The 17,839-nt window shown below is 74.2% G+C and carries 18 protein-coding genes; 9 read left to right on the top strand and 9 right to left on the bottom strand.

Translation table 11 applies throughout. The features are described 5' to 3' along the window. Positions 1–211 precede the first annotated feature (211 nt). A complete protein-coding gene (locus ACH4E7_RS26220; RefSeq protein ID WP_396251492.1) occupies positions 212–1,291 on the bottom strand; it encodes a hypothetical protein in 1,080 nt (359 codons plus the stop codon). 614 nt (positions 1,292–1,905) lie between these two features. Between ACH4E7_RS26220 and ACH4E7_RS26215 the strand changes: the two genes are divergently transcribed. From ACH4E7_RS26215 to ACH4E7_RS26190, 6 genes are all read left to right on the top strand, one after another. Next, complete coding sequence (locus ACH4E7_RS26215; RefSeq protein WP_396251491.1) at positions 1,906–3,075, top strand: peptidoglycan-binding protein; 1,170 nt, start codon at positions 1,906–1,908, stop codon at positions 3,073–3,075. A gap of 323 nt (positions 3,076–3,398) precedes the next feature. Next, complete coding sequence (locus tag ACH4E7_RS26210) at positions 3,399–4,406, top strand: MsnO8 family LLM class oxidoreductase (protein ID WP_396251559.1); 1,008 nt, start codon at positions 3,399–3,401, stop codon at positions 4,404–4,406. A 668-nt stretch (positions 4,407–5,074) separates the two neighbouring features. Then, on the top strand, positions 5,075–5,458 hold the full coding sequence (locus tag ACH4E7_RS26205) for a hypothetical protein (RefSeq protein WP_396251490.1): 384 nt from the start codon (positions 5,075–5,077) through the stop codon (positions 5,456–5,458). Positions 5,459–5,648: 190 nt separating this feature from the next. Beyond that, a complete protein-coding gene (locus ACH4E7_RS26200) occupies positions 5,649–6,803 on the top strand; it encodes a hypothetical protein (protein ID WP_396251489.1) in 1,155 nt (384 codons plus the stop codon). Positions 6,804–6,885: 82 nt separating this feature from the next. Next, positions 6,886–7,281 (top strand): roadblock/LC7 domain-containing protein, encoded by a 396-nt coding sequence (locus ACH4E7_RS26195; RefSeq protein ID WP_396251488.1) that lies wholly within the window; start codon positions 6,886–6,888, stop codon positions 7,279–7,281. Between the two features lie 126 nt (positions 7,282–7,407). Continuing rightward, positions 7,408–7,782, top strand: coding sequence for a hypothetical protein (locus ACH4E7_RS26190; RefSeq protein ID WP_396251487.1), 375 nt, complete (start codon positions 7,408–7,410; stop codon positions 7,780–7,782). A 34-nt stretch (positions 7,783–7,816) separates the two neighbouring features. Here ACH4E7_RS26190 and ACH4E7_RS26185 read toward each other — a convergent pair whose 3' ends face one another. The 8 genes from ACH4E7_RS26185 to ACH4E7_RS26150 all read right to left on the bottom strand — a co-directional run bounded on the left by ACH4E7_RS26185 (position 7,817) and on the right by ACH4E7_RS26150 (position 14,642). Then, a complete protein-coding gene (locus ACH4E7_RS26185; RefSeq protein WP_396251486.1) occupies positions 7,817–8,230 on the bottom strand; it encodes a DUF6188 family protein in 414 nt (137 codons plus the stop codon). Then, complete coding sequence (locus ACH4E7_RS26180) at positions 8,199–9,389, bottom strand: NUDIX hydrolase (RefSeq protein ID WP_396251485.1); 1,191 nt, start codon at positions 9,387–9,389, stop codon at positions 8,199–8,201. Before ACH4E7_RS26180 ends, ACH4E7_RS26185 begins: the two co-directional genes overlap by 32 nt. A gap of 117 nt (positions 9,390–9,506) precedes the next feature. Next, complete coding sequence (locus ACH4E7_RS26175; RefSeq protein ID WP_396251484.1) at positions 9,507–9,914, bottom strand: hypothetical protein; 408 nt, start codon at positions 9,912–9,914, stop codon at positions 9,507–9,509. Positions 9,915–9,930: 16 nt separating this feature from the next. Next, on the bottom strand, positions 9,931–10,815 hold the full coding sequence (locus tag ACH4E7_RS26170) for an SGNH/GDSL hydrolase family protein (RefSeq protein ID WP_396251483.1): 885 nt from the start codon (positions 10,813–10,815) through the stop codon (positions 9,931–9,933). Next, positions 10,790–11,986 (bottom strand): glycosyltransferase, encoded by a 1,197-nt coding sequence (locus ACH4E7_RS26165; protein WP_396251482.1) that lies wholly within the window; start codon positions 11,984–11,986, stop codon positions 10,790–10,792. The genes ACH4E7_RS26170 and ACH4E7_RS26165 overlap by 26 nt, the downstream gene beginning before the upstream one ends. Continuing rightward, a complete protein-coding gene (locus tag ACH4E7_RS26160; protein ID WP_396251481.1) occupies positions 11,983–13,227 on the bottom strand; it encodes a glycosyltransferase family 4 protein in 1,245 nt (414 codons plus the stop codon). The genes ACH4E7_RS26165 and ACH4E7_RS26160 overlap by 4 nt, the downstream gene beginning before the upstream one ends. A 167-nt stretch (positions 13,228–13,394) precedes the next feature. Then, positions 13,395–13,583 (bottom strand): YegP family protein, encoded by a 189-nt coding sequence (locus ACH4E7_RS26155; RefSeq protein WP_396251480.1) that lies wholly within the window; start codon positions 13,581–13,583, stop codon positions 13,395–13,397. A 654-nt stretch (positions 13,584–14,237) separates the two neighbouring features. Continuing rightward, complete coding sequence (locus ACH4E7_RS26150; RefSeq protein WP_396251479.1) at positions 14,238–14,642, bottom strand: DUF2267 domain-containing protein; 405 nt, start codon at positions 14,640–14,642, stop codon at positions 14,238–14,240. A gap of 70 nt (positions 14,643–14,712) precedes the next feature. On the opposite strand from ACH4E7_RS26150, the gene ACH4E7_RS26145 reads away from it, so the two are divergent. From ACH4E7_RS26145 to ACH4E7_RS26135, 3 genes are all read left to right on the top strand, one after another. Further along, positions 14,713–15,396, top strand: coding sequence for a hypothetical protein (locus tag ACH4E7_RS26145; RefSeq protein WP_396251478.1), 684 nt, complete (start codon positions 14,713–14,715; stop codon positions 15,394–15,396). Continuing rightward, on the top strand, positions 15,371–15,733 hold the full coding sequence (locus tag ACH4E7_RS26140) for a hypothetical protein (RefSeq protein ID WP_396251477.1): 363 nt from the start codon (positions 15,371–15,373) through the stop codon (positions 15,731–15,733). Before ACH4E7_RS26145 ends, ACH4E7_RS26140 begins: the two co-directional genes overlap by 26 nt. 758 nt (positions 15,734–16,491) lie before the next feature. After that, positions 16,492–17,754, top strand: coding sequence for a hypothetical protein (locus ACH4E7_RS26135; RefSeq protein ID WP_396251476.1), 1,263 nt, complete (start codon positions 16,492–16,494; stop codon positions 17,752–17,754). Positions 17,755–17,839 lie beyond the last annotated feature (85 nt).

The following is a 17,839-nucleotide window of genomic DNA, read 5'->3' as shown; positions in this document are numbered from 1 at the left end:
CCCGTGACGCCAGTCAAGAGAGCGATACATGCATTCGGCTGACGGGGGTGGTGGGGTGCCGGGCGCGGCGGGGGTGGCAGGGGTGGATGGGCGCCGGGCGCGACAGGGGGCGGGGCGCCTTGGTGTGACGGGGGTCGGCGGGGTGCGGTGCTGCAAACGGAACGCCCCGTGGGCCGGTGGGGCCTGCGGGGCGTCCGATCAGGATCGGCGCTCAGCTGACGTCGGCGTGGAAGGCGGCGTCCGGTGTGCGGCCGTCCTGGGCCTGCCGGGCGCGCTCGACGAGCAGGCGGGCGAACAGGACCAGGGCAGGCGTCGCGACGGCCGCGCCCGGGCCGTCGTCGCGCACGTACAGCAGCGTCGGGCCGACCCGGACCAGCGCCTCCACGCCCGTCGAACCCCGGGTGCGGGCCGTGCTCTGGTCGCCGATCGGCGGGATCGCCGCCGCGGCCGTCGGGCCCGGGCCGCTGACGCGGTCGAGGCCGGTGGCGAAGGCCCGGCCGGCCGCCTCGGCGGAGGCGAAGGCGACCACGGTGAACTTCACGGATTGGGCGGGTGGAGCGTGGAAGGTCACCGTGGCGTAGGCGAGTTGCTGGTCGCACGAGTCCGGGAGCAGGCAGGCCACCGCGTACCCCGAGCCGGCCCCGGACTCCGGTGCGCTCTCCACCTGCCAGCCGCCCGGCATCGCCGCTACGTCCGGCAGCACGCCCTGCAGCTGCGCGGGGTCGCGGACGGTCCGGGCGGCGTGGGCGAAGTCGGGGCCGTTGGGGTGCAGCAGCGGGCGCGAGCCGAGGTTGATCCCGAGGCCGACCAGGGCGGCGATCAGGACCAGGGCCAGCGCGACGATGATCCCGGTGTTGCTGCGCCGGGCGGCCAGGGCCCGCGCGTTGGCGACCGCCGGGTCGACCCGGAGCTGGACGGTGCTCGCGTCGGCTGGGGCCGGCGGGTCCATTCGGAGTTGGACGGTGGTCGGGTCCGCGGGGGCCATGGGGCCCACCCGTAGCCGGACGGTCGTCGGGTCGGCGGGTCTTCCGAGTTCGGTGGTGGCCACGTACTGGGCGAACGCCACGTCGCCGGCCAGCAGTCGGGTGACGGCGGCGGTCAGGCCCTCCCGCGCCCGCGGATCGTCCGGGCTCGCCTCCAGCGCCGCCACGGCCGGAGCCCCGTCCGGCATCAGCCGGAGCCGGGCCCACACCACCTCGGCCACCGCCTGCCCCGGACCGCCGGCCGTCCCCTGAGCGAGCCGGACCAGCGCCCCGACCACGCCCGGTACCAGCTCCTGACCGTCCCCCATGGCAACTCCCCCCGCCGCACGAGTCGTTGCCCCCTACGGTCCTGGACCGCCGGCCGCTCCACACCCCTATCGCGTCGAACGGAGACGCAACTGCAACCGCCCCCGGACGTGACGGAGAATCCCGGATACCCTGAGGCACACGGGTTCCACCCGTCACGGCCGTGCGGGGGCGGGGCTCGGCGGCCGCGGGTAGGGCGCCGCCGCCGGCAGTTTCACCCGATGGAGTGATCTTCGCGGCGCTGGCTACTCCGAACGAGTGCATCCGTATCCCCGCGGGTCGGCGCACCGGTGCACCGAGGTGCGGTCGAGGGCGGCCGCAGCCGGGAAGACCCGGTTGCAGGGCGGCTGCGGCGGGTTGGAATGCGCCCCCGCGCGGCGGCTTCCGGGGCCTCGCGGGCGTTTCCCGGGCCCCCTTCCGGGGAGGGTGGAGCGCGGATCCGGCGGCGCGCGGCGCGGCCACCGATCCGTATGCCAGGACGAATTCCCGTCGTTGCTCCGAACGGCCGTGCGAGCTCCGGCGGTTCAATGCCGCGCATTATGCCATCGGGGTAATTCCGGACCGCGGATCTGCCGATACCCGTAACAACGTCATTACGCCGTTCGGAGGAGCCCGCATGCCTGAGCTGTGGCTGCCCGGTGCCGAGATCCACGACCTCGGCGACCACGCGCCGACCGACCAGCAGTACCCGCCGAAGGCCATCGCGCACATCACCTGGGATCGCGACGCGACCGCCTCCGCACCGCAGGACTGGTGCCCCTACGAGGACCTGGTGGGGTACTTCACCGGCAGCGGCGCCGGCGACGCCCCGCACCTGGTCTGGGACCCGTTCAGCGGCCGGACGGCGCAGCTGTTCCCGGCCGACTCCCGCTCCAAGAGCCTGCTCAGCCCGGCCCAGAGCCCGACCCGCACCAACCGGGCCGGACGGGTGGTGATCCAGATCGAGGCGGTGTTCTTCCCGTACTGCCGCTACCAGGGGGCGGTGTACCCGCGGCTGGTCGACACCCCGTGCGCGGGCTGGGACCGGATCCACGCCTGGATCTCCTCCTGGGGCGTGCCCGACGTGTGGCCGATGGGCCGTCCGACCGACTTCTCCGAGCACCGCGACGAGCGGGTGTGGGAGACCCGGGGCGGTTGGTACGCGCACGCCCACGTGCCGTTCAACGACCACGTCGACCCCGGCTCCTGGCCCGCCTTCACCGGCGGCCCCGGCGCGCCGCCGCCGGTGGACCCGGGCCCGGCCCGCTACCAGGTCACCCTCAATGGTCTGGCGTACGGCTACGGCGCCCACGGCTACCAGGTGACCGCGGTCGGGCGGGCGCTGGTCGCGGGTGGCTTCGGCACCCACTACCACTCCGGGCCCGGGCCGGACTGGACGGACGCGGACACCGAGAACTACGCGGACTACCAGCGGAGCCTGGGCTACACGGGGCAGGCGGCGGACGGCGTCCCCGGCGAGGGCTCGCTGCGCCGGCTGCTCGGCTACCTGCCCGGGCCGCGCACGGTCTCGCTGGCGCACGTGGTGGCGGCGGCGCGCAGCGACCCGGGGGCGGAGCAGGGGCACCGGACGTACGGGGCCGAGGTGGCGATCGTCGAACAGGCGCTGGCGGACGAGGGGTTGCTCGAACAGCGCTGGGTGGACGGCTCCTTCGGCAGTCGTACGGTCACGGCGTACGCGGGCTGGCAGCGCCGGTGCGGGTACACGGCGGGGGCCGCGGACGGGATCCCCGGCCGGGATTCGCTCCACCGGCTGGGCACGGCACAGGACTTCGCGGTGACCGACTGAGGCCGGGCTGGGGCGGAGGAGTGGGGTGGGGGACTGCGGCTACGTCCGGGGGAGTCCGTCGCCCGGCGTGGGGCGTGGGCGCGTACGCGCGCGGGAGTACGAGAGGCGGTGATCGTCCCGGCGGTGGCCCTCTCGCGCTACCTGTTCAACGTCATCCTGTCGGTGTACAAGCCCTGGGGCCGCCGCAAGGCCGCGGCCGAGCGCCCGGGCCGAATACCCCGGCCGCCCCGGGCGGGCGTCTGAGCCGAGGGCACCCGGGGCGACCGCATGCGCGGGCGGTGTGCGGGGAATGCCCGCGCGGCGGGTGGGTGTTGTCCACCGATGTGACCAGCGCCAAGCCCGTGACCAGGCTCTCCGTCCTCGACCGCTCCCGGACCAGACGAGGCGAGGAGCCGGCGCAGGCGCTGCGGGACACGGTGGCCTTCGCCCGGGAGATCGAGCGGCTGGGCTACCACCGGTTCTGGGTCTCCGAGCACCACGGCGTGCCCGGGGTGGCCGGCTCGGCGCCGACGGTACTCGCCGCGGCGGTGGCGGCGGCCACCACGCGGATCCGGGTCGGCACCGGCGGGGTGATGTTGCCGAACCACCAACCCATGGTGGTGGCGGAGCAGTTCGGGGTGCTGGCGGCGCTGTTCCCCGGACGGATCGACATGGGGCTCGGCCGCTCGGTGGGCTTCACCGACGGCGTCCGGCGGGCGCTCGGGCGGGAGAAGGACGTCGCGGACGACTTCGCCGCCCAGCTCGCCGAACTGCTCGGCTACTTCGACGGCTCGCAGCAGGTGCACCGCGATGTCCACGCACGCCCGGCCGAGGGCCTGCACGTCCCGGCCTTCGTCCTGGCCACCGGTGCGGGCGCCGACCTGGCCGCCGACGCCGGGTTGCCGCTGGTCATCGCCGCCGCGCGCGGGGAGGAGCGGATGCTCGCGGCGATCGACCGCTACCGCAGCCGGTTCCGACCCTCGGCGCAGGCCGCCGAGCCGTATGTGGTGGTCTCGGGCACGGTCGCGGTGGCCAGGACCGAGGAGCGGGCGCGCGAGCTGCTCGTGCCGGAGGCCTGGGCCGGCGCGTACTCCCGCACCCACGGGGAGTTTCCGCCGCTGGCCCCGGCCGCCGAGATCCGGGCGCGGGCGATGAGCGCGCGCGAGCGGGCGGCGTTCGAGCAGTCACTGAAGGGCCATATCGTCGGCATCCCGGAGCAGGCCGCCGCCGAGCTCGCCGCCCTGGTGGAGCGCAGCGGTGCGGACGAGTTCCTGGTCGTGACCAGCACCTACGACCGCACCGCGCTGCTCGACTCCTACCGGCTGCTCGCCGAGGCCGTCGGGCAGGTATGAGCCGTCGCCCCGCCGCCCCCTGCTCAGCCCGACCGTGGTGGCCTCGAACCTGACCGGACCGGACCGGACCCGTCCGTCCGGCGGGGATTTCTGACCAGGGGTGATGACCTGCTACTGTTCCTTCCGTCGAGAGGGAGTGATCTTCAGCAGAGGGGATCTCTCGAACAGGCGTCAGCGGTGCTACCAGAGCACGTCCTACTTTCAGTAGGAAGAGTCCGTGCAACCCGGGCCTGGCGCTCCACCCGAAGGGGCTCGTTCCGTCCAACGGAACGGGCCCCTTCGTCGTTTCGGTCGTGACCCCGGCCGCCGTCCGCGTGACCCGGGCCGCCGTCGGCGTGACGGCGACGCTCCACGGGGTGCGTCCTCTTATCGCACTTTCTGGCCCGAAACCCTGTGGCGTGGCCGGGTATCGGCCAAGGTCCCGTGCCAGGTGGCCGACGGATGGCGTTCCGCGGCGGCCGGCCGGCCAGCGACTTTGCCCGCCAGGCCGGTCTGATGCATCGTCACACCTTGGCCGGAACTCACTGCTACTGGTGTGAATATGCCATTGGAATGTTCGTCATACGGAATCCGGCAGTAGCCTTCCGTGTCGAACCTGCCACTGCTGGTGGCGATCCGGTCGGAACCGCGCTGCGCCCGGCCACCCCAGACCCCGCGAAGGAGCCGGTGTGCCGGGTATCGACGAATGCCTCTCCGGGGCGATGGAGATCGCCGGCGCCCGCGCCGCGAGCCTGGTCGACTGGAGCAGCGGACTCGCCCTCGGCAGCCTCGGCGACAGCCCGACCGGTGAGCACGAGACCTCCGCTGCCGAGGCAACCGACTTGGTGCGCGCGGCCGTTGAGAGTCAGACGTTCACCGTCGCGGAGGACCGGCGGTCCCCGCTGGAGGACATCATCGTCACCGCGGGCCGCAGTTATCACCTGATCCGCTTCATCGACACCGTCTTCGACAGTCGTCTGGTATTGCACCTCTGGCTGGACCGCGAGGAGGGCAACCTCGCCGTCGCCCGCTTCCGCCTCCAGGCGCTCGCCGAGGAGCTGGTGCTGGGGTGAGCGTGACTCCCGCACCGAGCATCGCATTCCGGCCAGCCCGCCGGACGGACGCCCCTCGGCGGTGGCCCGCGTGACCGCAGCGCCCTCCGCCGCCCCGCCCACCACGACCCCGCCCACCACCGCCCCGCCCGCGACGGAGCCGGCGGGACCGACAGGACCGACGGAACCGACAGGACCGACGGAACCGGCGATGCCAGCCGGCCCTGACGCGCCGACCGGCCCCGTCGCACCGACCAGCCCCGTTGCTCCGAGGGGCCAGGTCGCGCCGAGGACCCCCGGTGAAGCGGTGGCCCTGCTCGCCGCCCGCCGTGCCACCGGCGCCCTGTACGGCCCGCTCGGCAGTCTCCACCTGGTCGACGGTCAGGTGACCGCCGCCGAGTCCCTGCGCGCGCCCGGCCTGGCCGACCTGCTCACCGGCTGCGGCCGGATCGCCCCCGAGGGCTGGGCGGAACTCCTCCGCCTCCACAGCGCCCAGGGCCGGGTCGGCGAGGTGCTGGTCGATCAGGGTCTGCTCACCCGGGGCGAACTCGAACTCGGCCACCTGGGAACGCTGTTCGACGCCGCCTACTTCGTCCTCGCCGACCGGGCCGGCGGCACCTGGCGCTTCGAGCCCGACGTCCGGCACTGGCTCGGACCGGTGGCGGCCGTCGACCCGGCGCGGCTGCACCGCGAGGTCGAGCGCCGGGGCCGACTCCTCGATCGGATCTGGCCCTGGCCGCAGCTCGACACCGCGCCCGTCCGACCGGTCGAGCACACCCGGCGCCCCTCCCACCGCCCGCCCGGCCGCCGTCGGCGCGAACTGCTGGACCACGCCGACGGCCGAAGAACGCCGGCGGACCTGGCCCGGCTGCTAGGCCGCTCCGGCTTCGGTGTGACCGCGGACGTCCGTCGTCTGGCCGCCGCCGGACTGCTCGACGTCCCGCGAAAGGACGCCGCCCGACCGGAGGTACACCGGCCCGAGGCGCTCCTACCCGAGGCCCCCCGCCGCGCGACGCCTCGCTCCGACGCCCCGCGGCACGCCGCGCCGCCGGCCGCGACGCCCGAAGTCCCCCCGCAGGGACGGCGGGGACCGGCCGAGGGCCTGCACCGCAGAGTCCCCGGCGCCACCCTCCGCAGCCTCGCGGCCACCGGCCACCCGGGTGCCCCGGCCACCGGTCACCCTGGAACGCCGGCCACCGGCCGCCTGGAAGCCGCGGCAACCCCGGCAACCCCGGCAACGACAGCAACCGCGCTGACCCGCCCTGACCGCCCGCCCATCACGGCAGCGGCCCACCCGCTGACCGTCCCCGACCCGGACATCGCGCTGCTGACCCGGGTCCGAGACCTTCTGGAGGCCCGACTTTGAGCAGTTCTCCGCCCGCGACCCCGCCGTACCGGCCATGAGGCGGGCGCTCAAGCAGCGTGTCGGAAGGAGACAACTGATCGCCTTGGAGACCGAGCTGCTCGCCGAACTCCGCGCCGTCAAGCGGCGCGTCCCGCACCTCGCGGGCGGCCTGGTGGCCAGCGTGGACGGCCTGCTGGTCGCGCACGACACCCACGGGACCGAACCCTCCGGCCTGGCCGCGATGACGGCGGCCTCGCTCTCGCTGGCCCAACGGCTCGCCGACACCACCGGCCAGGGGGACTTCCGTGAGTCACTGGTGCGCGGCGAGCACGGCTACGTCGCCACCTACGCGGCCGGCGGCAGCTGCGTGCTGACCCTGCTGGCGCACCCGGACGTCAACGTCGGCCGGCTCCACCTGGAGGCCCGCCGCTGCGCCCGGCGTATCGCCGGACTGCTCGACGACGCCCTGGTGCCCAAGGACCCGCGCGACGCGATCTGACCCCGACCGCCGAAACACCCGACCGCCGAACCGTCCGGCCACCCGAGACCGCCCGGCCACCCGAGACCGCCCGACTCACCAAACCCACCATTCCAGCAACCCGCAACCCAACAGGAGTTGAAAGAAATGACCGACGCAGCCAGCGCGCTCAAGCAGGCCATGACCGTCATCGAGGGCGCCATCGGCGCGGCCCTGGTCGACTACAACAGCGGCATGGCGCTCGCCACCCTCGACGGACCCGGTGGCCTGGACCTCAGCGTCGCCGCGGCCGGGAACACCGACGTGGTCCGCGCCAAGATGCGCACCATGGACATGCTGGGCCTCCAGGACGGCATCGAGGACATCCTGATCACCCTGTCCAGCCAGTACCACCTGATCCGCCCGCTCACCGGCCGTACCGGCAAGGGCCTGTTTCTCTACCTCGCGCTGGACAAGGGGCGTGCCAACCTGGCGATGGCCCGCCACCAGCTCACCAAGATCGAGGCCGACCTGGAGGTCTGAGACCATCCGTGAAGGACGAGGCCCCGGCGGCGGCTCACGCCCCGCCGGGCTCCGTCCATCGCACCTCGCCGCCCGGCAGCCCCGCGCACACCGCCCCGTCGGCGGTCAGCACGCTCCACGGCGCGAGCAGCGCATGCGGCGCGACGGACAGGGCCCCGCCCTCGGCGAAGCCCAGCTCCAGGCCGCCGGCCAGGGTGATCCGGGCGGTGTCGACGGTCCGGCCGACCAGCGCCAGCAGGGTGGGGGTCGGACGGAAGGTCAGCGCCGGGAAGAAGTGCTCGACCTCCTCCGGCGCGGCGAAGGACGGCGCCGCGAAGCGGAACTCGTGCGCCACCCGGACGGTCACCGGGCCGTCGAGCCGCAGGTCGAGCCGTCCGCCGCCGTTGACGGCGGCCACCCGCCGACCGGTCAGCACTTCACTGATCCCGTTCCGCATTCCCTTCGGCATGCCCCCAGTGTCCTCCACCGGCCACCTCCTGGCCGACGGGTCGCCCCCGCACCAGCTCGACCGGCCCGCCGCCCGCCCGTTCCAGGGCGGCCAGCGCGGCGGCCGTACGGTCCCAGGAAGGCCCGGTCAGCAGCGCCCGCGCCTCGGCCGGGTCGCAGAGCCGCCACTCGACCAACTCGTGCTCCTGCAGCGCGATCGTGCCGAGAAGCTCCTCCGTCACCGTGCCGCCGTCGAACACGTACACCAGTACGGCGGTGTCCCGACCGGTCGCCGGGTCGGCCCCCGGGTCTGCGGCCATCCCCGGCTGCCAGTCCAGCACCAGCAGCCGCCCGGGCTCGACCTCCCAGCCCAGTTCCTCGCGGATCTCCCGTCGCGCCGCGGCCCGGGGTCCTTCCCGGTCCGCCTCGACGCCGCCGCCCGGAAGCGTCCAGTACGGCACCTGCCCGCGCGGCCCGTCCCAGGGCCGCAGCCGTACCAGCAGCACCCGCCCGTCACCGTCGGTGAACAGCGCCCGCGCCTTCGCCCGGATCCGCGGCCGGGTGGCGTAGTAGGTGTCCCGGTCCATCGGCGGCTCCGGCCGCTGCTCCTGCGCCACCCCCGCGTCCGCCGCTCCCAAACCGGGCGCGGCGGCCAGCCCGGTGTACTCGGGCACCGGACCGTCGGCGGGCAGCTCCCGCAGCGTGTGCCCGACCGGCCGGCTGTCCTCCAGTTCCAGCGGCCCGGCCGCCCGTGGCGCCCGCAGACAGGCCGTCACCCGCCGTGACAGCCGGGGCGGCAGCGCATGCCCCGCCTCCTCCGTCGTCAGCCAGACCCATCCGCCGACCTCCGCCGCGTCCGGCCGGATCGCCGCCACCTGCTCCGCCGTCAGTGGCTCACCCCAGTACAGGTACGCCACGATCGGCGGCCGGGTCCGGGACATCGCCCAGTCGACGCAGGCCAGCGGACCCAACCGGGGTGTGAACCCGAGCTCCTCGGCGATCTCGCGTGCGGCGGTCTCCCTCGGCGAGCGGTCGGTCGGGTCCCAGCCACCACCCGGAATCGCCACCGGATGCTTCCGGTCGTACGGCAGCCGCACCACCAGCACCCGCCCGTCCACGTCCGGGAACAACACCCCCGCCGCCGCGAGGATCCCCCGGCCCGGCCTACCAGACGCTTCCACCCCAGCTCCCTCCGCCATGCTGTTCGGCCACGCTGTTCCAGCAGCCGTTCCAGCACGCTGCTCCACCCGGGGACGACACCCCCGGCCGCAGTCATGGTTCCCCCGGGAGCCCCGTGCTCACCGCTTCACCCGCCCCTCGTCCCGCACCGGCTCCGCGCTCTCGTGCACCTCCCCGCCCGCGCCGAACACCAGGTACCGGGCGAAGTCCGCCGCGAACCACCGGTCGTGGGCCACTGCCAGCACCGTGCCCGAGTACCCGGCGGGCCCCTCCCCGGTCGGCCGGGCTGCTCGGGCGGCCGATGCTCGGCCCCGTGTGCTCGCCCGCAGTGAGTTCCGGCACGCCACGCTGCTCGCGGCCGGGTTCGCCGAGCCGCACCCGACCGCGGCGGCGTACGGGCTGTCCGACGAGGTGATCGGCTCGGCGCTGATGCAGACCACCTGGCAGACCGGCGACGAGTCGGCGGCGACTGGGACGGCACCTTCGCCCTCGGCCTGGGCTACCTCCTCGACGGCATCCAGCGGCACGCCGAGGGCTGACGACTCACCCCAGCGAGGCGAGCGCCTGGGCCGCCGCCCGGGCCATCCGCTCGTCGTGCCGCCCGCTCGCCCCGCGCAACCGGGCGAGGCCATCGGCCGCCGCCAGGGCGAGCAGGCCCGGCAGCAGGTCGGTGCTGCGGGCGACGACCCAGCGGGTGCCCTTGGTGGCCATCCACCACAGGTCGGCGGCCCGGCCCGGCGGGGGTTCGGCCGCCTCGGTGGTGGGCGGCGGGCCGAGCGGGTGGCCGGCCTCGGTGAGGAGGTCGTGGAATCGGCGGGCGATCAGGTGGTGCCCCTCGGCGCTGGGGTGGAGGCGGTCCACGCTCAGCAGTCGGCGCTGCGCGCACCAGGGCAGTTCGACGATGTGCAGGTGCACGGCCCGGTGCCGCGCGGTGAGCGCGTGCACCACGGTGTTGACCGCCCGCATCCGCCGCGCCAGCGGGCGGGCCAGCGGGGCCGGGAGTCGCAGCAGGGTGCCGGGATCGGGCAGGCAGGCGGTCAGCAACACGGCGCCGTGGGCGGAGAGTTCGCCCATGGTGGCGTCCAACTCCAGGGCGGTGCGCCGGATGTCGAAGCCCGACCGCAGGGTGTCGTTGCCGCCGACCACCACCGCGGCGAGCTGCGGTCGCCGTGCCATCGCCGCCGGAAGCTGACGAGCCGCCAGATCGGCCGTCAGTGCCCCGCTGTACGCCAGGTTGGTGAACTCGACCTTCTGGCCCCTGGGCGCCAGCGAGTACGCCAGCACGGCGGCCCAGCCGCGCCACTCCTCGCCGACCTGGTCCCCGATCCCCTCCGTGAGCGAGTCCCCGAGCGCGACGAAGCGCAGCAGCTCGCCCGTCGCGGGCCGCTCCTCCGCCGACCGGTCAGGCCCGGCGTTCAGCAGGCTCATCCCAACCCCCGTCCATCGCTCCCGAGTTCCGTACCCCGTGGGCCGCCAGGAAGGCCGCCACCGCGGCCGGCCAGCCGTACCGCTCGGCCTGCGCCCGGGCGGCGGCCCGCCGCACCTCCTCCGGTCGCCCGAGCAACTCCCGGACGGCGAGAGCGAATCCGGACCCGGTGTCGACGGACGCCACCCCGGCGAGCCCGATCAGCCCGGGCAGCGCGGAGGAACGGCTGACCGCGACCGGGGTGCCGCAGGCCAGCGCCTCCATCGCGGCCAGCCCGAAGGTCTCCACCGGCCCGGGCGCCAGTACCACGTCCGCGCAGCCCAGCAGCCGGGCCAGCGCCTCGCGTCGGCCCAGGTGCCCGAGGAAGCGCACCGGCAGCCGGAGCCGGGCCGCCCGGGCGGTCAGCCGTTCCCGCAGCGGCCCGGTCCCGGCCACGACCAGGACGGCGGGCAGCCCCAGTGCCCGCAGCCGGGCCAGTGCCTCGACCGCCCGCTCGGGCCGCTTCTCCGCCGACAGCCGCGAGCAGAGCACCAGCAGCACGTCCTTCGGCGCCGCGTACCGGGCCCGTTCCTCGGCCCGTACGGTCGGCGGCAGCGGCCGCATCGCCGTCAGGTCCACTCCGAGCGGGGCCCGGACCAGGTTGGGCACACCGATCCGGCGGAACTCCGCCGCCGCCCAGTCGGTGGTGCAGAGCACCGAGTCGTAGGCGCGGGCGGTGGCCGCGTTCAGCCGGTCGGCGGCCGCCGAGGCCAGCGGACCGGGCAGGCCCCGGGTGCGCAGCAGCCCGGTGGCGCTCTCGTGCGAGACCATCACCGAGCGGACGCCGTGCCGCCGGGCCCAGCCGCCGGTCCAGCGCAGGGTCGTCCGGTCGGATACCTCCAGCCGGTCGGGGCTGAGTCTGGTCAGCTCGGCCTCCACCGCCCGCCGGTCGGCGAGCAGCCGGTAGCCGCCGCTGGCCGGCAGCACCGGGCCGGGCAGGGTGACCACCAGGCCTTGCCCGGTGTCCGCCACCGAGCGCCGCTCGCCGGGCACGATCAGCACTGGCCGGTGACCGGCCGCCCGGTACCCGGCGCCGAGGTGGCGCAGCGCGGTGCGCAGGCCGCCGGAGACCGGGGTGACGAAGTTGGCCAGCCGGACGATGGTCAACCCCTCGGAGCGAGGCAGGTCGGTCATGCCGGCAGCTCCTCCGGCAGTACGGGCACCACCGGCGCCGTCGGGGCCGAGGCCGGGCCCGACTCCGAGGCCGGGGAAGTGGCCCGCAGCGGCAGCCCCCGGTGCTCGGCGAGTACCTCGTCGTAGTGCCGCAGCAGCAGGTCCCCGACCGCCTCCCAGGTCCGGGCGGTCACCTCGGCCCGTCCGGCCTTCCCGTACGCGGCCCGCCGGGCCGGGTCGGCGGCCAGCTCGGCCACTGTCCGGGCCACCGCCGCGCCGTCCCGGGGCGGCACCAGCAGGCCGGTGCGGTGGTGGGCGACCAGGTCCAGCGGGCCGCCGGCCGCCGGGCCGATCACCGGCACGCCGCTGGCCATCGCCTCCTGGATGGTCTGGCAGAAGGTCTCCAGCGGGCCGGTGTGCACGAACACGTCCAGCGTCGCGAAACAGCGCGCCAACTCCTCGCCGGTGCGGCGGCCGAGGAACACCGCACCGGGCATCGAGGCCTTCAGTCCCGGCGCCGAGGGTCCGTCCCCGACCACCACCACCCGCACCCCGGGCAGGGCGGAGGCCGCCGCCAGCAGGTCCACCCGCTTCTCCGGCGCCAGCCGCCCGACGTACCCGACCAGCACCTCCCCGCCCGGTGCGAGCGCCCGGCGCAGCGCCTCGTCCCGGTGCCGGGGGTGGAAGCGCACCGAGTCCACCCCGCGCGGCCACAGCTGCACCCGGGGCACCCCGTGCGCGGTCAGGTCCTGCGAGGCCGGGGTGGACGGCGCCAGGGTGCGGGCGGCCGCCCGGTGCACGGCCCGGATCCGCCGCCAGGCCGCGGCCTCACCGAGCCCCCGTCCGGCCCGGTAGGCGTGCGCGTATCCGGCCAGGTCGGTCTGGTACACGGCGACGGCGGGCACTCCGAGCCGCGCCGCGACCTGCATCCCGCGCGCGCCCAGCACGAACGGGCTGGCCAGGTGCACGATGTCCGGCCGGTGCCCGGCGACGGCGGCCGCCAGCCGCCGGCTCGGCAGCGCGATCCGCACCTGCGGGTAGCCCGGCAGCGGCATCGAGGGGATCCGCACCACGGGGATCCGCTCCGCCTCGGCGCCGGTGCCGAAGGTCTGCGGTGGGCATTGGGCGCCCCGCGCCGGCGCGGGGGTGACGACGAGGGGCTGGTGGCCCCGGCGGACCAGGTGCTCGGCCGTCCGCAGCACGCTGTGGGCGACTCCGTTGACCTCGGGCGGGAAGGATTCGGTGACGATGACGACGCGCATGCCAGTGTTCTGTCCGTGCCCGGCATGCTTCCGGCCAAAGGGATCTGTCGCACAAGCGAACGCGGGTCGGCGATTTGCACCACCGACCCGCGTGTTCAGCGCCAGGGCCTGTCTCTCGGGTCCTTGCCGGTTCCGCCAGAACCACGGAGAGACAGGCCCTGTCCGGCTCAGGCCGACCCGGCCGCCTCCTTGAGCTCCGCGTACGGCGCGAGCTTGCGGATCGACTCGATGCTCTTCAGACAGTCGTCCTTGCTCTCCTGCGGGTCGCCCGTCACCACGACCGACCCGTTGCTCGCCTTGAGCCGGAACCGGTGCATTCCGCTCTCGTCCCTGTACAGCTCGAACTTCCCAGCCATGCCGAAACAGCCTTTCGCTTGTGTGGCCCCCTCGCACCGCACCGTAGGTCCAACTTCCTTGCTTCGCCCGTCAGGTGGTCCATCCGAGTCATCGGGCCCCTGCCACCTGACCCGTTCGGGTCAGGTGGTGCTCGCGAACCCGGTGCACATCCGGTGCACATCCGGCCGGGGTCAGGTCACGCCGCTGTGCGGTAGCGCCGCCCGATCGCCTCCCGGGCCTTGTCGAGCACCCGGGCGACACGGTGTACGTACCTACGGAGCGTGAAGGCGGGTCCTCGTGGCCGAGCAGATCCGCCAGGGTGTAGACGTCCACACCTTCGTTCAGTGCCTCGGAGGCGAACGGGTGCCTGAGCGCCACCGCCGCCCCCCAGGCCACTGGTGCCAGCGATCCGGTCACCGCCCTGACCCGCGCCGCCCGCACCACCCTGGCCGAAGACGGCATCCCCGAGAACCACCAGAACACCCCCGCCGCCCTGCGCCACGTCGCCGGTGAGCTGGGAGCCGAGGAGGGCCAGGACGGCATCCAGGACGCGTTCGGCTTCCTCGTCGCTCGGGTAGCGGCCGCTGGTGCGGACCTGCTGGAGGAGGCGGCGGTAGCGGGTCATGGCGGGCGGCCTTCCGGGGTGGGGCCGCGCGGTCGGCGCGGCGGCGGGGTCAGGGGCGGTGGCCGGCTCGGGGGCGGCCGAAGAGGAGGTCGTAGCCGGGCGGGAGCTGGAACAGGACGCGGTCCATGAGCTGGTCGCCGGCGGCGTCGGCGACGGTGGACAGGACGGCGCCGATGTCCCACAGGGCGGTGGTCTCGGTGGCGCCCTCGATCCAGGCCGCGGTGGCGCGCACGAACCGCTCGGGATCGAGCGGTTCGGCGGCCTGAAGGGGGTTGAGCAGGATCAGGGCCATGGTCTCGGGTAGGCGGGCCGCCAGCTCCGCGCGGACCTGGCCCACGAGGTGGGCGCCGAGCAGGGCCAGCACGACGCGGGCGGCGCGGTCGGCCTCTTCGGGTGTGTCGTATTCGCCGCGTTCTTGGACCTGGTCCAAGAACGCCTCCCACCGAAGTGTCACCGCGGGTCCTCCTTGTGGGTGAGGAGCGGACGGGGCCCGGGCGTCGCCTGAGCGGTGCGGTCAGAGGGTTGTGGCCCGCCCCGCCGGAGCTGCCGAGCCCGTCTCCTTCCTCGCCGCCGCCGCGGCTCTAGCCGCCATCGACGACGCCGTCCGCACCGCCCAAGCCCCAGACACCACCCCGCCCGGCCCAAGCGCCGGGCCCCACAGTCCCGAGGAAGCCGGCCCCGGACAGGCGCTGGCCGCCCTGGTGCTACTGCGCGAACTGCGCATCCAGCTCGCCGGCTGGGAAGCCGGCCTCGTCGAGAACGCCCGCGACGCCGGCGCCACCTGGGCCGACCTCGCCCACCCCATGGGCGTCGCCAGCCGCCAGGCCGCCGAGAACCGCTACCTGCGCCTGCGCCCCGCCAATGCCACCACCCCTGCCGCCGAAACCGGTACGGAACGCGTCAAGGCCGTCCGCGACCGCCGCGCCGCCGACCGCACCGTGGTCGCCTGGGCCCGCGACAACGCCGCCGAACTGCGCGTCCTCGCCGCTCGGATCACCGCCGTGACCGATCTGGCAGCCGATGCCCGCCCCGCCCAGGCCGCGCTCACCGCCGCCCTCGGCACCACCGACCCCGCCGACCTCATAGAGCCCCTCGCCGCCATCCGCCCCCACCTCGGCACCAGCCAGCATGACCTCGCCACCCGCCTGGACGCCCTCACCCACCACACCACCCAGCTTCGCGATGACAGCACCCGACGCCGCGCCTGACCCCGTCGCCGCCGCCGAGAAGCGCTGGCAGGACCTCCTGGACCGGATCCACGACCTCGAAGCACGAGTCGCCGCCACCACGAGCACCGTCAACGCCGTCCTCGACACCCACCTCGCCCGGCTCGACGCCCTGCGCCACCACCTCGCCCAACGCACCTGGCTCATGCCCGGCCCCAGCTCTGAGCCGGCGACACCCGGCCGGCCCGCAGACATGACCCGGAGCTACTCCGTCGTCCGGGACCGCCGACACTTTCCACAGTCGCCGAGCTGCGTCACCAACTTCGTGCGCCGCCCAGCGGCAAGCGGCATCGCGTCCGGGTGTGCCCGACACTCGTAGGTGCGCGGGGTGGCGTCCAGGTGGCAACGCGTACCGCAGAGCTGGGCGACACGGGCCCCAGCTGCTACGTACGCGAGTGAGATGTCCTTCTCGGCGTCGGCCTTGAGAACGCGATCGCGCAGCTCCGCGTGTCCGGAGCCGTGTCGAGGATCGGTGGAACCCACGTGCTCCATTGGATCGAGCAGCTGGGGAGGGTCCTCTCCCCAGAGAGGGCGGAAACCTGTCTTGGCGGCACGCCGCAGTCGTTCTGGGCGGGAAGGTCGGCGGCGCGGTAACTCGTCGCGACGAAGGTGACCTTGCCGATCTTCGAGACTGTCAGGCCTGTGCGCGGCCCGGAGCGTCCGCCTGGCGCAGGCTGGCCGACCTCCAGGGCCTGGTACAAGTCCACTTCGGACGGTGGCCTGTCGCCCCCGGTGTACCCGTCGCGTTCGATGGGATTGCGCAGGACCCGAACGCCGATTCCGAGGTTCTGGCGCACCGTGGAATCGAGCTGCCTGTCTTGCTGTCTGACAGGTTCGCGGGTCGATCATGCGACGCCCGATGGTGCGGCGTCAAGGTGCGATTCACGTCCTGTTCCGCCGGCGAGGAGCATCAGTGCTCTGCGATCGCGTGCCGTCGGCTCCGTCACGTTCGCTCGTGCACGGACCCCATGGGGTGACAAGTCCACAAGTGATCGGATTTGATCGTACGGCTCTCGCAGGGCAGGCTCGGTGCCGCACAGTGGCGGAACCGCCACGGTCCGGCACGGAGGGAGCCGCATGTCCGGGACCGAGCACAGCAAGCCAACAGCACACGTCGTCGTCGGGTACACCCCGCCGGACGGTTTCGTCGCCGTCCAACTCAATCCGCCCCCAGCGGAATACGTGTGGCACGACCGGCAGGCCGAGCACCACCAGGAACGGTTCGGGCCGGGTAATGGCTACCAACAGTGGCTCGCTGTCGACGCCGCCACCGGTGCCGTTTGGTTCGGGGACACCGACTGGCGAACACAGGATGAGGATGCCGCCCCCTGGCTCCCGGGTCACCGCCGGACCACGGCCGGCGATGGCGCTCTGCCTTCCCCGGCCGTGTTCGCACTCCCGTTCACCCATCGCGCTGTCGACGACCAGGGCACCGACACCTGGCGCTTCTTCAGCGCCGAGGAGCTCTACGCACTGGTCCGACGGGTACTGCCCCTGGTCCAGCGGGTGATCGGCTCGCTGCACCGTGTGGGCCCGGACGGGGATCTGGAATGGTCCGCCGAAGCCGCTACGGCCTGGACCGATCTCGAACAGGCTTGCCGATACACGCTCGACGCGACGGGAACGGTGGCCTGGGCCGAACCGCGCATGAGCCCGGTTCCCGCATGGCGGGTCGAAGTGGCGGACTTCCTAGCCCGGAATCCGGAGCTGTGCGACACGGCCTGGGCGACAGCCACCGACGCCGAGCTGGACGGCTACGCCGCTTACGAACCCGATTCCGGTTACGGCGGCGTTCCGGGACGGATGTGCGCTCCGGCGGGCGTCCGGATCGAGGAGGGTTACACCTTCTACGGTCACCGGGCGGCTCTGTACGCCTATCGTGCGGCCGCCTGCGGCGACCGCACCCCGGTCGAAGCCGGGCTCTGGTTGCGGACCAGCGATGCCGGACGGAGCAGCTGGGAGGGCGCGAAGGTCGTGGGAGCGAGTCTCGCCGACGCCCCTGACTGCGTGTTGGACCACCTCGCCGAGACGTTCCGCAGCGCTGCGGCCGACGACGGCGCGGTCCTCACCGGCCTGACGGCCTACCTACGGCAACAGCGGGCCGAGGAAAGGGCGGCGGTCGACGACACGCTTGCCGCCACCGGGGAGGAGCTGAAGCGCTTGGAGGAGTTGCTCAAGGAGGTCCGCCTGGTCCGGAACACCGTCCTGACCCGGGTCCTCAGCTGGACCGACGGGCGGGACGACGAGATGATCGCCCGTCTCGCGGCGATGTCCCCCGTTGCCGTGGCCGAGTGGCGGGAGCGGCTCACCGCCGACCGGAGTGTCCGAGCGGAGGCGTGAGAGGTTGCCCGGAGAAAGCGGAGGCGTGAGAGGTTGCCCGGAGAGCCGGCCCGCAGGCGGGCCGGCGACGTTCGGGTCCGAAGTC

Source organism: Kitasatospora sp. NPDC018058 (assembly GCF_044327205.1).
Classification (GTDB): Bacteria; Actinomycetota; Actinomycetes; order Streptomycetales; family Streptomycetaceae; genus Kitasatospora.
The sequence above is the reverse complement of the archived record's forward strand: the minus strand, read 5'-3'. Positions and strand labels throughout refer to the sequence as shown.

Bases quoted from the DNA above. Each gene is read 5' to 3' on its own strand.
- ACH4E7_RS26155 (WP_396251480.1), bottom strand. From the start codon at position 13,583: ATGGCTGGGAAGTTCGAGCTGTACAGGGACGAGAGCGGAATGCACCGG.
- ACH4E7_RS26170 (WP_396251483.1), bottom strand. From the start codon at position 10,815: ATGAGCCTGCTGAACGCCGGGCCTGACCGGTCGGCGGAGGAGCGGCCC.
- ACH4E7_RS26190 (WP_396251487.1), top strand. From the start codon at position 7,408: ATGACCGACGCAGCCAGCGCGCTCAAGCAGGCCATGACCGTCATCGAG.
- ACH4E7_RS26220 (WP_396251492.1), bottom strand. From the start codon at position 1,291: ATGGGGGACGGTCAGGAGCTGGTACCGGGCGTGGTCGGGGCGCTGGTC.
- ACH4E7_RS26185 (WP_396251486.1), bottom strand. From the start codon at position 8,230: ATGCCGAAGGGAATGCGGAACGGGATCAGTGAAGTGCTGACCGGTCGG.
- ACH4E7_RS26135 (WP_396251476.1), top strand. From the start codon at position 16,492: ATGTCCGGGACCGAGCACAGCAAGCCAACAGCACACGTCGTCGTCGGG.
- ACH4E7_RS26140 (WP_396251477.1), top strand. From the start codon at position 15,371: ATGACAGCACCCGACGCCGCGCCTGACCCCGTCGCCGCCGCCGAGAAG.
- ACH4E7_RS26200 (WP_396251489.1), top strand. From the start codon at position 5,649: ATGCCAGCCGGCCCTGACGCGCCGACCGGCCCCGTCGCACCGACCAGC.
- ACH4E7_RS26165 (WP_396251482.1), bottom strand. From the start codon at position 11,986: ATGACCGACCTGCCTCGCTCCGAGGGGTTGACCATCGTCCGGCTGGCC.
- ACH4E7_RS26160 (WP_396251481.1), bottom strand. From the start codon at position 13,227: ATGCGCGTCGTCATCGTCACCGAATCCTTCCCGCCCGAGGTCAACGGA.
- ACH4E7_RS26215 (WP_396251491.1), top strand. From the start codon at position 1,906: ATGCCTGAGCTGTGGCTGCCCGGTGCCGAGATCCACGACCTCGGCGAC.